Below are 12,557 nucleotides of genomic sequence, written 5' to 3' on the forward strand. Positions count from 1 at the left end.
CCTACTAAGCGCGAAAAGGGCCCGCCGGACGCGCATCCGACGAGCCCTGGCCCGCTCGCCATCCATCACGAGAGGAGCAGACCCAATGGACCCCAGTATCCACGATCCCCTGGCACCCGACCCCATGGCGCCGGTCGACGCGATGGAACTCGCCGCGTGGCGCATCGCCCAGACAGCCCGTCAGCTGCGGCGCGAGCACCGCGACCTGCCGCTGCAGGAGATGCGTCCCGTAGGACTCGCCACGGACAAGCCGCACCTGGAGATCCACGCGGGCAGCATCGATGCCGTCGAGCAGTGGGCGAAGCGTCTGGGTGCCGAGCCGCAGCGTGAGATCCACGTGTACGCGCCCGACACGATCTCCGAGCACGCGGACGCCGGGACCGATGTCGGCGAAGTGCACGTGATCGTGTACGGCAGCCGGTTCTTCACCGCCGTCGAGTGCGAGGCCTACCACCGCGAGCAGGCAGCCAAGGAGGCGGTCAGCCGTGCATGAGCCCATCGACGCCGCGTACATGAAGGAGACGCAGCGCCTCATCCAGGCCGCACCGAAAGGCCCGTGGAAGGTCGAGCCGACCGACGACGGCAGGCTTCCCGACCAGGTCGGCCCTATCTGCTTCCTGGAGACCTGGGTCGACTCCGAGCGGATCGGCGTCGTCGAGTTCATCTCCCACGCCCGCGAGGCCCTTCCGCGGTACATGGGCGCCGCCGCCCGGCAGCAGGACGAGATCGAGCGCCTCCGCGCGGAGGTCGGCGTAGCCCGCCGATTCGCGGAAGGGATGCGGAACCTCGGCGTGTCCGTGCACTACGCGAACCAGCTCATCGAGGCCATGGACCAGGCCAAGGGCGGTGGGCGCCGTGGCTGACAGACTCGCCTTCCCGTGGGCGCGCACGTACGACGCCGACCAGCTGGCCGCATTCATCGAAGACCTGTGGGGTGCCGCGTCCGGCGACGACGACCTCGCCACCCTCGACGCGATCGAGAAGGCCGTCACCTATCACCGGCCGGCCGACGTTCCCTGCCCGCTCAGCGACCGCGAACTGGAGATCCTCACCGAGGTCGCCAGCGGCGAGACGCGGGACAGTGCGGCACGCAACCTGGGCATTTCCGTGGAGAGCGTTCGCGGGCGCTGCCCGCAGATCTTCGCCCGGCTCGGTGCCCGGAACGCGCCCCATGCGGTGGCCATCGCCATGCGCCACGGCTGGATCGACGATGCGCGCGTCCCGGAGCTCACCGATCTGCCGACTCGGATCGCGCAGGGCCCCATGGGCTGGCACCTCATCTACCAGGCGCGCGCAGCCGAGATGCGCAAGCAGCCCGGCATGACGGTGGAGCTCGGCCCGTACGGGTCGCAGAACGGGGCGCGCGGTGCAGCACGGCGCATCCGCAAGGGCCAGTTCCGCCCGTTCCGGCCAGCCGGAGCTTTCGACGCACGGCAGGTACGCACGGACGGCGGCCAGTGGATCGTCCGCGCCAGCTACACAGCCACCCCCACCAGCACCGAGAAGGCAGCGTCATGACCGTCGATACGCCCACCAGGCGGCTGGACTTCCGGCCCACGGCCGTCGTGGACACCAGCGAGCAGATGACCGTATTCCTCGACTCGCTCTCCACTAAGTGGCCGGACTTCCAGCCGGTCACGCACAAGGGCTACGGCACGTACGGCGTGGTCCGCGACGACTCCCCGGCCAACGTGCCGTTCCTGTTCGACGGCACGCCGCGCCGCGTGTGCCTCGACTTCGAGGGCCACACCTGGGTGTCCGTCGCGTGGAACCCGGGCGGCTGCGTCCCGCTGCGCTGCTGGGTGCCCTCCAGCCGCCTCACCACCTGCGGCCGGAGGTACTGATGCGGCACGCGATCCTCACCGTGGACGGCGAACTCACCCACCACGACGGGCGCCTCGACTGGGACACCCTGGTCGGCCCCGAGGGTAAGTCGCGCGTCAACCTGCCCGGCCTCGCTGTGGCTGGCTGGGTGAACGGCGTCGGCCTGCTCTACCCGAAGCGCTACCCCCGGAACATCACCGGCTCGTGCGTGCTCGCCGCGCTCGGCGCCAACGTGCATCCGTACGCCGGACCGGTCGTCTTCACCGGCTGGAACCCGGGCAACACCCCGCTTGGCCTGCTGGAGATCGAGTCCCTGCCGAAGCCCGTTGAGACCCTCGACATGATCCACGGCTCCGTCGTCAAGGCGCTCGCCGGAGGCACGCCCCGCGAACTCTCCCCATCGTGGGCCGAGTCCATGCGGGAGATCGCCGAGCACATCCGCACCGCGCCCACCCCCAGCATCACCATGCGGACGGTGACGCTGCGATGACGACCACCCGCCCGGCGTTTACGTCATCCGCCGCCGCCGCGCACTCGGCCGCCGCGGAAGCGAAGGCAGGAGAGGAGCACGCCTGTTCCTCTGCTCCGACTACCCCGCCTGCGCCGGGCGGGTCCCACCCCACCCGCCACGCGTCAACGCCACCTGCCGCCGGAATCTGCACGGCGCCAGGAGCCAAGGCCGAAGAGGAGCCGAACGCTGTTCCGGCTTCGAAGACCCGGCCTGCGCGTGACGGGCACCCCGCCGGGCGGGAGGCCTTTCCCCCCGCCTCCCGCCCGGCCACCACCCGCCCCGCCTTGGAGTCCCGATGAGCACCCCCGAGCTGAAGACCCGCCAGCCCAGCGGCAAACCGTCCTGGCCGATGATCCTGCTGGCCGGATGCGAAAAGGCGGGCAAGACCTGGTCGGCCGCCGAGTTCTCCGCCAGCGACCTCGTCGACCGCACCTTCTGGATCGAGGTCGGCGAAGGCTCCGCCGATCTGTACGGCGCGCTGCCCGGCGCCCGCTACGAAATCGTCGAGCACGACGGCTCGTTCCAGCAGATCGGCTACATGACCCGGCTGGCCACCCAGCAGCCCGCCGAAGGCAAACCCCACGCGCTGGTCGTCGACGCGATGACCGCGGTGTGGGACATGCTCGGCGACGAGCAGCAGATCATCGCCAACCAGCGGGCCGCCAGCAAGGGCCGCGGCAGCTCCGGCGACGCCACGATCACGATGGACCAGCGGAACGCCGCGAAGAAGCGGTGGGGCCGCCTGCTGGAAGTCCTGCGCCAGCACAACGGGCCCGTCATCCTCATCGCCCGCCTGGAGCAGGTCGCTGTCGTCGGGCCCGATGGCAGGCCGACCACGGACAAGACATGGAAGATCCGCTCCGAGAAGAACCTGCCCTTCGAGGTCGACGCCATCGTCGAGATGCCGCGCCCCCGCGAGGCGTACCTGACCGGCGTCCGTTCCGTACGCCTCCAGATCCCGCCGGGCGCCCACGTCCCCTACCCGGACTTCACCGTCGAGCGCCTGCTGCGCGACATGGGCTTCGGCGAACTGGAGACGGCGCCCCGCGCGTACGCCACGCCGGACGCGGAGGCGTACGCGGCTTCGCTGGCCGGGCCTGAGCATGAGCGGCTGCGCCAGGACGTCCACGCCTCCGGTCAGCCTGTGCAGCGGAACCGGCCGAAGCAGCCGCAGACCGACGAATGGTCCACGCAAGACGCCACCGGGGCCGGTGAGTCGGAGTGACCGCGCCCCGAGTGATCGGCCTGGACAGTGTCTCAGCACGCTTCTGGCCCAAGGTGACCGGCGGCGACTTCGCGACTTGCTGGGAGTGGAGCGCCGCGCGGAACGAGCGGGGCTACGGCCGCTTCAGCGTGGGCGGCCGCCAGGGCCGGATGGTAGAAGCCCACCGCGTTGCCTACGAGTTGATGGTCGGCGAGATCCCTACCGGGCTTGAGCTGGATCACACCTGCCGCAACCCATCGTGTGTGAACCCTTGGCACCTGGACCCGGTCCCGCACCGCGTCAACTCCCAGCGCAGCACGGCTGGACGGGTCAACGCAGCACGTCAACGGGCCGTCACGCACTGCCCGGCGGGGCACCCGTACGACGACGAAAACACGGCCTACCGGAAGGACGGCCGTCGGCGGTGCAAGGCATGCGGCCGTGATGCTGCGCGCCGTCGATACGAAGCCGATCCGGAGCAGCACCGTGAGGCCGCGCGACGGTACCGCGCCCGGAAGAAGGTGGCGCGATGACGCTTCCACGAGTGCTGGGATTGGATCTCTCGATCACCGCGCCTGGCATCTGTCTCCCGGACGGCACTACACGCACGATCAAGACGAACCCGAAGGACGGCGACCGGCGCCTTCAGCAGATCGTCCGCGAGGTCGGCATCGCCATGGGCGAGCGTGAGTTCGCTAACGACTGCGATCTGGTGGTCATGGAGGAAGCCCCACCTGGTCTCAAGGGGCCCGCCATCAAGGCCATTCACATGGTGCACGGCGCCGTTCGCCTGAGCCTGATCGACTTCGGCACCCCGTACGTGGTGATCAACCCGACCACGCTCAAGGCGTACGCCACTGGCAGCACCTCGGCGGACAAGACCGCCATGGCCATGGCCGCCTTCAAGCGCACCGGCCGCGAATTCGCCGACGATAATCAGTGCGACGCGTTCTGGCTACGTGCCGCTGGGCTCGGCCTTCTTGGACAACCGGAGTTCCAGCTTCCTGTGGCTCAACGCGATCGCCTGGCCAAGGTGGCACTCCCCGAGGGGGTGCGCCGTGGGTAATCGGCTCTCTCTGCGCGAACGCTTCGAAGCCAAGGTGACCGGGGGCGAGCCCAGCGAATGCTGGCCCATCCGCGGCTATTCGCAACGCAGCGGGCATCGACAGTTCTGGCTAAACGGCGCCATGCGTCACGCCCACCGTGTCGCGTACGAACTGTACGTCGACCCGATCCCCGAAGGGCTGTGCGTCCTACACCGCTGCGACAACCCGCCGTGCGTGAATCCCGCCCATCTCTTCCTTGGCACCGTCGCGGACAACAACGCAGACCGCGACGCCAAGGGGCGCGGCAAGGTGCCGCCTCCCGGATCGGGGGGCCGAAAGCGCGGGGTCATTAAGCACGGGACTCTCACGGGCTACGTCAAGCACAAGTGCCGTTGCCCTGACTGCTTCCGTGCAAACAGCGAGTACCGAGCCCGAGCGCGAAGAAGGGCGTCATGAACGCCGGTCTCGACTGGCTCGGCCGCCCCGAGTTCTCCCTGCCTGCCGCCCAGCGCGACCGGCTCAGCAAGGCCGCCTGGCCCGTCCCGAAAGGTGCATGACCGTGCCTGTCTTGAAGTTCGACTCGAAGGTGTCCACGTCCGCGCAGGAGGCGCTGGAGCCGCACGTTCGGCCGATCTATGACCAGCCCGGCGCGCGCCGGATGGCGATCATCGAGTTCGCGCATATGGAGCGGACCGAGCCCGCGCCCAACACGGACGGCAAGCCCTCGGTGAGGGTCCGCATCGTCGGCCTGGAGGTGCCCAACCGGGACCAGGAGGGCGCCATCCGCGAGGCGCAGCGCTACCTCCACCTCCAGCGCACCGCGCGCGGCACCTTCGACGACGAGACCGGCCAGCTGGAGCTGTCCGAGTCCACGCTGCGGCAGACCGCCGGCCTGCTCGCCAGCATCGAGACTGCGCGCCTCCGCGCCGGTCTCAGCCACTGGAGGGAGTACTGCCAGCGCCTCGTGCAGGGGCCGGATCTGACGCTCAGCGAGGTCCGGCACGAGATGCAGGTCGTCTACGAGGGTCTGACCGCCGTCCTGGAGACCGCCCGCGACCACGGCGACGAGGGCTGAGCCATGGCTGTGTTCTTCGCTGGCCTGTGCCTCGGCGGCATCTCCGGTGGCCTCACCTACGGCCTCACCACGGACGGCCACCTCGCCGGGATCTCTGCCTTCATCGCCGCTGTCCTCACTTGGCTCGGCGTCGCCACGCTCCTGCTCTTCGACAACTGACCGCCTATCCCACCCGGCCCTGAAGGGAGGTGACCCCCATGCCTCAGCGCGTCCGTGTCCCGCTTCGTGTGATCGTCGGCTCCTACAGCGACGCCACCGTCAGCGTGTACGTGAAGATCGCCGCGTTGGATCGGCGCACGACCGGCTGCGAGGCAGGGGTCAGCTACCTCGCGGGGCTGGTGAGCCTGGCGCGCTCCACCGTCGAACGCGCGCTGACCGAACTGATGCGGCCGGACCCGTGCGACGACGTGGTGGAGCTGACGAGCCAGCGGCGCACGCGCCAGGGTGGCGACGGGTGGACGGCGGTGCGCCGGATCCGCGCCACCAATCCTCAGCGTGAGCACGGGGCTTGGGTGCCGTCGCGCGCCGCCGAGTCGCTCAGCCCGCGCCAGCTCAGGGCGCTCGCCGCCCTGTCGTACGCCACCGCGACAGGGGCGCACGTCACCCTCGCCGAGCTGGCGCGCGTGCTGCGCCACCGCTCCGGCAAGAAGGCCGGCGAATCGCTCGATGTCCGGTCGGTGCGGCGCATCCTGCGGGAGCTGGAGCGGCTCGGCTGGATCACCGTCGAGCGGCGCGCGGGATACCGGGGCCGCCACCTCTACACCGTCCACGACGAGCCGGTGCAGGCCGCGCTGACTGCGGACTCTGGAGAGGGATCGGGTGGGGATCTTGGCGAGGGATCGCTACAAGAGGATCACCACCAGACTGACTCACCTGAAGATCCGCCCACTGCCGTCTCTTCCATCCGCCGTAGGCGAGATCAGGTAGTAGCGCGTGGGCCTGTGGAAAACCCTCCGCTTCCCACCGCGTTCGCCCGTCCGTACGCGGGGCCGCAGCTGAGTCTCGCTCCGCGGATCTGGCGAGTCCTCGAACCGGTGCAGCCCCTGCTGCCCGGCCTGTCGCCGTACGTGGTGCGCGCGGTGGCGCGGGAGATCGGCCACCAGCTCGACGCGGGCACGGACAGCGAAGTGCTCCGCGCCAGGCTGCAGTTCCGCTTCGCGTCCACCGAGACCATCCGCGACCCGGGCCGGTGGCTGCTCGGCGCCGCACTGCTCCCACCGAAGCCCCGCCCCTCCGGCTGCGGGCTCGCCGACTGCCACGGCGGCGTCATGCGGTTCACCGGCGCCCCGTGCAAGGCCTGCGCCGAACTCGCCGACATCCACCCGCCGTATCCGCCTGCCGAACTGCTGGGGAGGCCGGGATGACCGACGTGCCGCAGCCTGCGACGCCGCAGCTGCTCGCCCTTGCCCAGGCCGCCCGCCCGGACTGGTCGATCGACCTGCTGCGGGACGTGCTCGCACAGATGCGCTGCCGGGAGGACGTGTCCTTCGGCCGCCTCCTGGTCGCCGTCGCCCAGCTGATCGCCGACCCCGACGCCGAACCGCCCGACCTGCTCGCCGGACTTCCCGAGCCGTGGCGCCACCGCCGGCGCCCGCCCGGACCCGAGACCGCCCACCGCGGGGCCGCCGCCGTACGCGCTGCCCTGCATCACACCGACACCGACTGACCGAGGGAGATGATGGCGATGACCGCGACGATGCACATCGCCCGTCGCACCACCCCGCCCGGCCCGCTCGCCAGCCTGCGCGAGAGCTGGGCTGCCTTCCGGCTGCGCCACAGCCGCCGCGTGCAGACGGCGTACTTCCAGCGGCTGCACGATGCGCTGCCCCTGGATGACCCGGACCGCCACGACCTGGAAGACCCGGCCGTCGAGCACGCCTTCGCCCGGCTCGCCGCCGACCACCCCGACACGGTCACCCCCGCCGACGGCGGCCAGGCCGCGCGCGACACCGACCGCGAGCAGCTGCTGCTCGCCGTGTGCGACGCGTGGTTCCGCGACATCCACGGCCCCGAGCACCGCTGGGACCCGCGCACCGTCGCCACCCACGGGCGGCTGATGGCCGACGTCCGCGGCTGCTTCCACCCCGGCGGTGCGGCATGAGCGCCGCGGCTAAGGAGTTCCAGGCCAGCGCCGCCACACGGTCCGCGCTGGACGAACGGCTGTACATCCTGTGCGGCCGCCTCGTGAAAGAGGTCCGCATCACCCGCGTCCGCTGGCCGCAGGGCAAGCGCTGGGTGGCCTTGGTGATCGGTCTCAACGGGCGGGAAGTGCCTCTGCACGACGGCGGCCTGCACCACCAGGCGGCGATCATCCTGCGCGACGCCTTCCCGCACGCCGACTGGTCCCGCGCGCAGGACTACGACGTCGCCACCGGTGTCCTGCGGGAGCACGTCGTAGCGCTGCCCGCCTGCCTGAGCGGTGACAAGCCGTGAGCCGCGCCCAGGCCCTGCCGCGGGCCGACCATCAGCACGCCGCCGACCAGGCCCGGCAGATGCCCGGACAGTGGGTGCTCGCCGGAACGTACGCGAGCAGGGCGACCGCCGTGTCCGCAGCTCTCCAGGTCCGCACCGGCGAGCGCCTGCCTGCCTACCGGCCCGCCGGGGCGTTCGAGGCACGCACCGAACTCACCCAGGACGGCGCCGACTTGTGGGTCCGCTACGTCACCCCGAGCGAAGGAGCGGCGTGAGCACCAACACGAAGATCGAATGGGCCGACAAGACGTGGTCGCCCATCATCGGCTGCGACCGGGTATCGCCCGGCTGCGACAACTGCTACGCGATCAACACCGCGCGAATCCGGGAGAGCAACCCACACTCGAAGATCGCTGCCGCCTTCGCGGGGACCACCGAGCGCAACGAGGACGGGATCGACTGGACCGGCAAGGTCAACTTGCTCGGCGACCGTCTCGATCAGCCGCTCCACTGGAAGAAGCCCGCCAAGATCTTCGTGAACAGCATGTCCGACCTGTTCCACGACGCGGTGCCCGACGACTTCATCGTCGCCGTCTTCGCCCGTATGTGGTGGAGCCCGCAGCACACCTTTCAGGTCCTCACCAAGCGGCACGGCCGCATGCGGTCGCTCGTACCACGCATCGAGCAGTGCCTTCGCAAGATGGGGCACGACCTGGAACTGGTGCACGTTCCGACGCCGCTCCGCTGGCCGTTGCCGAACGTGTGGCTGGGCGTCAGCGTGGAGAGCCAGCAGTGGGCCGACATCCGTATCCCGGCGCTGCTGGACACCCCGGCGGCCGTCAGGTTCCTGTCCTGCGAGCCGCTGCTCGGGCCGGTCGACCTGACCAGGATCGCGGCGGGTAGCAAGCAGCAGCCGGAGATGGTGTACGACGCCCTCAATCAGCGATACGGCGTGCCTGGCCGGTGGCAGGCGATGTCTTCGGCCCGCGTCGACTGGGTCATCGTCGGCGGGGAGTCGGGGCGCCGTGCGCGCCCCATGCACCCGGACTGGGCTCGGTCCGTCCGAGATCAGTGCGGCGCGGCTGATGTGCCGTTCTTCCTGAAACAGCACGGGGAGTGGCAGCCGCTCGGACCGCTGTACGGCGACCTTGAGGACACCGACGACGGCCACATGGAGGCCATTCACCTGGAGGCCGTCGAGGGCAAGCGGGTCATCCAGCTGGAGTCCAGCGGCTACATCGCCGAAGGACACCAGCCGGGCGACTCCCGGACCTGGCTGATGGCCCGCGTCGGCAAAGGCGCGGCGGGGCGCGAGCTGGACGGCCGCACCCACGACGCGTTCCCCCGCGACGACTACCGCGACTCGATCACCTCCGGCCTGACCGAGGACTTCGAAGCCTTTTCCCGCCGCCTCGACGCGGCCACCGACACCGCCCGGAGGGGCTGATGCTGAACCTCACCAAGACCGTGCAGGGCGTGCGGGAACGCCGCCTGGAAGCGGAGAACCGCAAGCTGCGTGAGCAGGTGGCCCTGCTCACCGGCCGGCTGGCCGACCTTCAGTCCGCCAACGAGCGTATGTACGCGGACGATCACGACGCCACCGGCGGCCCCGGCTTCGACCCGGGCCAGCCGTTCGGCAGCGAGCCGAAGCGCAAGCTCGGCACGCTGTGGCTGAAGGGCGGCACCAAGTGATCGCCTACGTGTTCCTCGCCCTCGGAGCCGCGGGCACCGCGGGTGTCCTCTACGCCGTCGCACCCGCCGGCCGTGGTGTGCACCGCTACGTCGTGCCCCGGTCGCAGCTGCGAGCTGAAGCGGCTCGCAGCACGGCGGTCGCGGAAGAGCTGGCGTGCAAGCTGCGCGGCCTCGCGAGCGAACTGGACGGCGTGTACGAGGAACTGGACTGCGCCCGCGACGAGCGTGACAACGCGCTGGCTGACAAGGAGAAGGCCGAGGACCTGGCCGCCGAGCTTCGGGAGCAGCTGCGCGAGGCGGACGGGCTGCGCGAGGCGAACCGTGCGCTGAAGGCGCAGCTGGCCAATGCCCGCCGTGTCACGCCGCTCCCGCCTCACGGCGCCACGCTGCCGCCCGACGCCCGCGTCATGCCGCTGCACCAGGCCCCGTTCGCCGTCAATCCGGCCCCGCGGCCGAACTGACCCCCATGCCCCGTCCGCCGCCGGGTGACCACCGGCCCCGGCGGCGGACGGCACAACCCCCGCAAGAGAGAGAACGCCCATGTACCTGGAGAACTGCACGCGGTGCGGCCAGCCGCATCCCTGCTGGTGCATCCTCCCCGGCCACTCGCCCACCGCTCTCACCGCCGTGAGGTGACCCATGTCCTACACCGGAGCCGTCCCCGACACCGTGGGCCGCCCCCTCGACTGGCAGGCGGATGCCCTGTGCCGCTCGAAGGACCCCGAGCTGTTCTTCGACGGGTCGCGCGAGACCGAGGCGAAGGAGGTCTGCCACGCCTGCCCCGTTCTGGCCGACTGCCGGAACTTGGTGATGGACACCGAACGCGGCTGGAACCTCTACCTGCGGGCAGGCATAGTCGCCGAACTCACCCCCAGTGAGCGGGTGGCCGCCGACCCGGCCGTCCCCAAGCCGCCTCTGGAACTCGCCGCCACGCCTGCCCAACCAGAGCGCGAGCATGGCAAGCGGTCCACGTACAAGGCGGGCTGCCGCTGCGAGTCCTGCACGGCCGCGAACCGCGAGTACGGGCAGGCCCGCAAGCTGCCGAAGTCGCCGGACATGCCGGAGCCTGCCAAGGGGCGCCGGGTGACGCCGTGTCCGTCGGTGGCCGCGTACAAGCGGCACGTGAAGGCAGGCGAGCCGATCGACGCTGGATGCCGCCAGGCTTACGCGCGGCATCGCGCGGCCCTGCGGTACGGGGAGCGGGACCGCAGCGTGTACCGGCTGTGGGTGAAGGGCCTGTCGGACCCCGAGATCGCCGAGCGACTCAGTGTCGGTGTCCGAGCCGTCCGCAATGCCCGCAAACGCATAGGCCTCATCCCCGACCTGCATGTGCGGAGAGCATCATGACGCGCAGCAGGTTCCCCTCGCTCGCTGCTGTCTTCGAGGGGAACTCCGAGCAGCTCGACGGCGGGCACGTCCTGTGGGCGGGCTACCGGGACTCCGCCAGCAACACGCCGCTGGTCTTCTACGCCGGGCAGAAGACCCCGGCTCCGAAGGTGTCGTTCCGCCTGCACTACGGGCGGGATCCGGTCGGCAAGCCGCTGCCGACGTGCGGCACGCAGGGCTGCATCGCTGGCGCCCACCTCGCCGACCGGCCCATGCGCGAGGCCAACGCCAGGGCCGACGCCGCCTACGACGCGATCTTCGGCGACCCGTCCACCAACGAACCCCCGCAAGGAACCTGATGCCACCCCTGCACATCGCCGCCCTGGCCGTCGGCCTGGCTGCCCTCATCGGCCTCGGTCTCGGTCTGCCCGACTCATGGTTCTGCGGCCTGGCGTCCCTGACCTGCCTGCTCGCAGCCGCCGGCGAGGCCTACCTGGAGCGGAAGCCGTTCGCGATCGCCTTCCTCGCAGTCGCCGCGGTCTTCGCAGTGCTCGCCGCCGCTGCCGTCCTCCGCGACGGCCACACCGGCAGGGGCGGCACCTCATGACTCTCCTCACCACACGCGACGTGCTGCTCGTCGGCGCGGCCGGCGGCCTCGCCATGCTGCTCGGCCTGGCCGCCTTCGTCGGCATCGGCCTCGCCCTGCACGCCGCCTGCACCCGCGCCGTCACCGCCTGGGACACCTGGCGCACCGGACGCGAAGACCTCAAGACGTGCCGCGCCATCGACGCGCGCGGCACCACCACCGAACCCGACAGGGAGCCGTGATGGCCAATCGAGCACAGGCCACGCCCGGCGCGCGCTTCGGCCGACTGACAGTCGTCGGTGAGCCCACGCGCGGAGCGAACTCCCGCATCGAAGTGCGCTGTGACTGCGGCAGCGAGAAGACCATCGCCCTCCGCGCACTCGGCACGACCACGAACTCCTGCGGATGCCTCGGCAAGGAGACCGCGTCGGCACGCGCGCGCAAACACGGAAAGCGCGACACCCCCGAGTACCGGATCTGGCAGGGCATGAAGTGGCGCTGCCTGAACCCGAACTACAAGCCGTACCCGAGGTACGGCGGGCGCGGCATCAAGGTCTGTGACCGCTGGATCGACTCCTTCGAGGCCTTCCTCGCCGACGTCGGGCCACGCCCCTCCCCGAAGCACACGCTTGACCGCCTCGACAACGACGGCAACTACGAGCCCGGCAACGTCGCGTGGCGCACGTACAAGGAGCAGGCCCAAAACAAGCGCCCGCAGCTCCGCGACACCTGCGTCCATGGCCATCCCCGCACGCCGGAAAACGTCCGCGTTCGACCGGACGGCGGCCGTACGTGCCGGGTCTGCGACAAAGAGCGCCAGCAGGCCAGGCGCGATGCGAAATCCGCCGCAGACAACACCACCCACCAGCCGAAGGAATAGC

The 12,557-nt window shown here is 70.6% G+C and carries 24 protein-coding genes; all 24 read left to right on the forward strand.

Translation table 11 applies throughout. The annotated features are described in order from the left end of the window. Positions 1 to 85 precede the first annotated feature (85 nt). A complete protein-coding gene (locus GFH49_RS04995; protein WP_155054520.1) occupies positions 86 to 493 on the forward strand; it encodes a hypothetical protein in 408 nt (135 codons plus the stop codon). Next, positions 486 to 863: a hypothetical protein gene (locus GFH49_RS05000; protein ID WP_155054521.1), complete on the forward strand. Its 378-nt coding sequence runs from the start codon at positions 486 to 488 to the stop codon at positions 861 to 863. Before GFH49_RS04995 ends, GFH49_RS05000 begins: the two co-directional genes overlap by 8 nt. After that, the gene (locus tag GFH49_RS05005) at positions 856 to 1,518 is read left to right on the forward strand and encodes a response regulator transcription factor (protein WP_196217853.1); all 663 of its coding nucleotides are present in this window, start codon (positions 856 to 858) and stop codon (positions 1,516 to 1,518) included. Before GFH49_RS05000 ends, GFH49_RS05005 begins: the two co-directional genes overlap by 8 nt. Continuing rightward, positions 1,515 to 1,844: a hypothetical protein gene (locus GFH49_RS05010; RefSeq protein ID WP_155054523.1), complete on the forward strand. Its 330-nt coding sequence runs from the start codon at positions 1,515 to 1,517 to the stop codon at positions 1,842 to 1,844. The genes GFH49_RS05005 and GFH49_RS05010 overlap by 4 nt, the downstream gene beginning before the upstream one ends. Further along, a complete protein-coding gene (locus tag GFH49_RS05015) occupies positions 1,844 to 2,314 on the forward strand; it encodes a hypothetical protein (protein WP_155054524.1) in 471 nt (156 codons plus the stop codon). Before GFH49_RS05010 ends, GFH49_RS05015 begins: the two co-directional genes overlap by 1 nt. Positions 2,315 to 2,630: 316 nt before the next feature. Then, on the forward strand, positions 2,631 to 3,560 hold the full coding sequence (locus GFH49_RS05020) for a DEAD/DEAH box helicase family protein (RefSeq protein WP_155054525.1): 930 nt from the start codon (positions 2,631 to 2,633) through the stop codon (positions 3,558 to 3,560). An 11-nt stretch (positions 3,561 to 3,571) separates the two neighbouring features. Then, on the forward strand, positions 3,572 to 4,072 hold the full coding sequence (locus tag GFH49_RS05025; protein ID WP_155054526.1) for an HNH endonuclease signature motif containing protein: 501 nt from the start codon (positions 3,572 to 3,574) through the stop codon (positions 4,070 to 4,072). Continuing rightward, complete coding sequence (locus GFH49_RS05030) at positions 4,069 to 4,605, forward strand: Holliday junction endonuclease (protein ID WP_155054527.1); 537 nt, start codon at positions 4,069 to 4,071, stop codon at positions 4,603 to 4,605. The genes GFH49_RS05025 and GFH49_RS05030 overlap by 4 nt, the downstream gene beginning before the upstream one ends. Before the next feature lie 121 nt (positions 4,606 to 4,726). Beyond that, positions 4,727 to 5,041: an HNH endonuclease signature motif containing protein gene (locus GFH49_RS05035; protein ID WP_155054605.1), complete on the forward strand. Its 315-nt coding sequence runs from the start codon at positions 4,727 to 4,729 to the stop codon at positions 5,039 to 5,041. A gap of 103 nt (positions 5,042 to 5,144) precedes the next feature. Next, positions 5,145 to 5,660: a hypothetical protein gene (locus GFH49_RS05045; RefSeq protein WP_155054528.1), complete on the forward strand. Its 516-nt coding sequence runs from the start codon at positions 5,145 to 5,147 to the stop codon at positions 5,658 to 5,660. 3 nt (positions 5,661 to 5,663) lie between these two features. Further along, positions 5,664 to 5,819, forward strand: a complete 156-nt coding sequence (locus tag GFH49_RS05050; protein ID WP_155054529.1) for a hypothetical protein — start codon at positions 5,664 to 5,666, stop codon at positions 5,817 to 5,819. A gap of 38 nt (positions 5,820 to 5,857) precedes the next feature. Then, positions 5,858 to 7,024 (forward strand): helix-turn-helix domain-containing protein, encoded by a 1,167-nt coding sequence (locus GFH49_RS05055; protein ID WP_155054530.1) that lies wholly within the window; start codon positions 5,858 to 5,860, stop codon positions 7,022 to 7,024. After that, positions 7,021 to 7,326, forward strand: a complete 306-nt coding sequence (locus tag GFH49_RS05060) for a hypothetical protein (protein ID WP_155054531.1) — start codon at positions 7,021 to 7,023, stop codon at positions 7,324 to 7,326. The genes GFH49_RS05055 and GFH49_RS05060 overlap by 4 nt, the downstream gene beginning before the upstream one ends. A gap of 18 nt (positions 7,327 to 7,344) precedes the next feature. Then, positions 7,345 to 7,761 (forward strand): hypothetical protein, encoded by a 417-nt coding sequence (locus GFH49_RS05065; protein ID WP_155054532.1) that lies wholly within the window; start codon positions 7,345 to 7,347, stop codon positions 7,759 to 7,761. Continuing rightward, positions 7,758 to 8,093, forward strand: a complete 336-nt coding sequence (locus tag GFH49_RS05070; protein ID WP_155054533.1) for a hypothetical protein — start codon at positions 7,758 to 7,760, stop codon at positions 8,091 to 8,093. Before GFH49_RS05065 ends, GFH49_RS05070 begins: the two co-directional genes overlap by 4 nt. Beyond that, positions 8,090 to 8,347 (forward strand): hypothetical protein, encoded by a 258-nt coding sequence (locus GFH49_RS05075; protein ID WP_155054534.1) that lies wholly within the window; start codon positions 8,090 to 8,092, stop codon positions 8,345 to 8,347. The genes GFH49_RS05070 and GFH49_RS05075 overlap by 4 nt, the downstream gene beginning before the upstream one ends. Further along, positions 8,344 to 9,519 (forward strand): phage Gp37/Gp68 family protein, encoded by a 1,176-nt coding sequence (locus tag GFH49_RS05080; protein ID WP_155054535.1) that lies wholly within the window; start codon positions 8,344 to 8,346, stop codon positions 9,517 to 9,519. Before GFH49_RS05075 ends, GFH49_RS05080 begins: the two co-directional genes overlap by 4 nt. Beyond that, entirely contained in the window at positions 9,519 to 9,764 is a 246-nt protein-coding gene (locus GFH49_RS05085; protein WP_155054536.1) for a hypothetical protein, read from the forward strand. Before GFH49_RS05080 ends, GFH49_RS05085 begins: the two co-directional genes overlap by 1 nt. Then, positions 9,761 to 10,225 carry a hypothetical protein gene (locus tag GFH49_RS05090; RefSeq protein ID WP_155054537.1) on the forward strand — a complete coding sequence of 155 codons (465 nt, stop codon included), beginning with the start codon at positions 9,761 to 9,763 and terminating at the stop codon, positions 10,223 to 10,225. Before GFH49_RS05085 ends, GFH49_RS05090 begins: the two co-directional genes overlap by 4 nt. Before the next feature lie 178 nt (positions 10,226 to 10,403). Then, complete coding sequence (locus GFH49_RS05095; protein ID WP_155054538.1) at positions 10,404 to 11,111, forward strand: WhiB family transcriptional regulator; 708 nt, start codon at positions 10,404 to 10,406, stop codon at positions 11,109 to 11,111. Further along, complete coding sequence (locus tag GFH49_RS05100) at positions 11,108 to 11,449, forward strand: hypothetical protein (RefSeq protein WP_155054539.1); 342 nt, start codon at positions 11,108 to 11,110, stop codon at positions 11,447 to 11,449. The genes GFH49_RS05095 and GFH49_RS05100 overlap by 4 nt, the downstream gene beginning before the upstream one ends. Beyond that, positions 11,449 to 11,697, forward strand: coding sequence for a hypothetical protein (locus GFH49_RS05105; protein WP_155054540.1), 249 nt, complete (start codon positions 11,449 to 11,451; stop codon positions 11,695 to 11,697). The genes GFH49_RS05100 and GFH49_RS05105 overlap by 1 nt, the downstream gene beginning before the upstream one ends. Next, positions 11,694 to 11,918 carry a hypothetical protein gene (locus tag GFH49_RS05110; protein ID WP_155054541.1) on the forward strand — a complete coding sequence of 75 codons (225 nt, stop codon included), beginning with the start codon at positions 11,694 to 11,696 and terminating at the stop codon, positions 11,916 to 11,918. The genes GFH49_RS05105 and GFH49_RS05110 overlap by 4 nt, the downstream gene beginning before the upstream one ends. Next, positions 11,918 to 12,556, forward strand: coding sequence for a hypothetical protein (locus GFH49_RS05115; RefSeq protein ID WP_155054542.1), 639 nt, complete (start codon positions 11,918 to 11,920; stop codon positions 12,554 to 12,556). Before GFH49_RS05110 ends, GFH49_RS05115 begins: the two co-directional genes overlap by 1 nt. Position 12,557: the final 1 nt, after the last annotated feature.

The organism is Streptomyces blattellae (assembly GCF_009709555.1).
GTDB lineage: Bacteria > Actinomycetota > Actinomycetes > Streptomycetales > Streptomycetaceae > Streptomyces > Streptomyces blattellae.

Coding starts and splice junctions, on each gene's coding strand:
- GFH49_RS04995 (WP_155054520.1), top strand. CDS start 86: ATGGACCCCAGTATCCACGATCCCCTGGCACCCGACCCCATGGCGCCG.
- GFH49_RS05010 (WP_155054523.1), top strand. CDS start 1,515: ATGACCGTCGATACGCCCACCAGGCGGCTGGACTTCCGGCCCACGGCC.
- GFH49_RS05015 (WP_155054524.1), top strand. CDS start 1,844: ATGCGGCACGCGATCCTCACCGTGGACGGCGAACTCACCCACCACGAC.
- GFH49_RS05020 (WP_155054525.1), top strand. CDS start 2,631: ATGAGCACCCCCGAGCTGAAGACCCGCCAGCCCAGCGGCAAACCGTCC.
- GFH49_RS05030 (WP_155054527.1), top strand. CDS start 4,069: ATGACGCTTCCACGAGTGCTGGGATTGGATCTCTCGATCACCGCGCCT.
- GFH49_RS05035 (WP_155054605.1), top strand. CDS start 4,727: ATGCGTCACGCCCACCGTGTCGCGTACGAACTGTACGTCGACCCGATC.
- GFH49_RS05050 (WP_155054529.1), top strand. CDS start 5,664: ATGGCTGTGTTCTTCGCTGGCCTGTGCCTCGGCGGCATCTCCGGTGGC.
- GFH49_RS05055 (WP_155054530.1), top strand. CDS start 5,858: ATGCCTCAGCGCGTCCGTGTCCCGCTTCGTGTGATCGTCGGCTCCTAC.
- GFH49_RS05060 (WP_155054531.1), top strand. CDS start 7,021: ATGACCGACGTGCCGCAGCCTGCGACGCCGCAGCTGCTCGCCCTTGCC.
- GFH49_RS05065 (WP_155054532.1), top strand. CDS start 7,345: ATGACCGCGACGATGCACATCGCCCGTCGCACCACCCCGCCCGGCCCG.
- GFH49_RS05070 (WP_155054533.1), top strand. CDS start 7,758: ATGAGCGCCGCGGCTAAGGAGTTCCAGGCCAGCGCCGCCACACGGTCC.
- GFH49_RS05085 (WP_155054536.1), top strand. CDS start 9,519: ATGCTGAACCTCACCAAGACCGTGCAGGGCGTGCGGGAACGCCGCCTG.
- GFH49_RS05095 (WP_155054538.1), top strand. CDS start 10,404: ATGTCCTACACCGGAGCCGTCCCCGACACCGTGGGCCGCCCCCTCGAC.
- GFH49_RS05100 (WP_155054539.1), top strand. CDS start 11,108: ATGACGCGCAGCAGGTTCCCCTCGCTCGCTGCTGTCTTCGAGGGGAAC.
- GFH49_RS05105 (WP_155054540.1), top strand. CDS start 11,449: ATGCCACCCCTGCACATCGCCGCCCTGGCCGTCGGCCTGGCTGCCCTC.
- GFH49_RS05110 (WP_155054541.1), top strand. CDS start 11,694: ATGACTCTCCTCACCACACGCGACGTGCTGCTCGTCGGCGCGGCCGGC.
- GFH49_RS05115 (WP_155054542.1), top strand. CDS start 11,918: ATGGCCAATCGAGCACAGGCCACGCCCGGCGCGCGCTTCGGCCGACTG.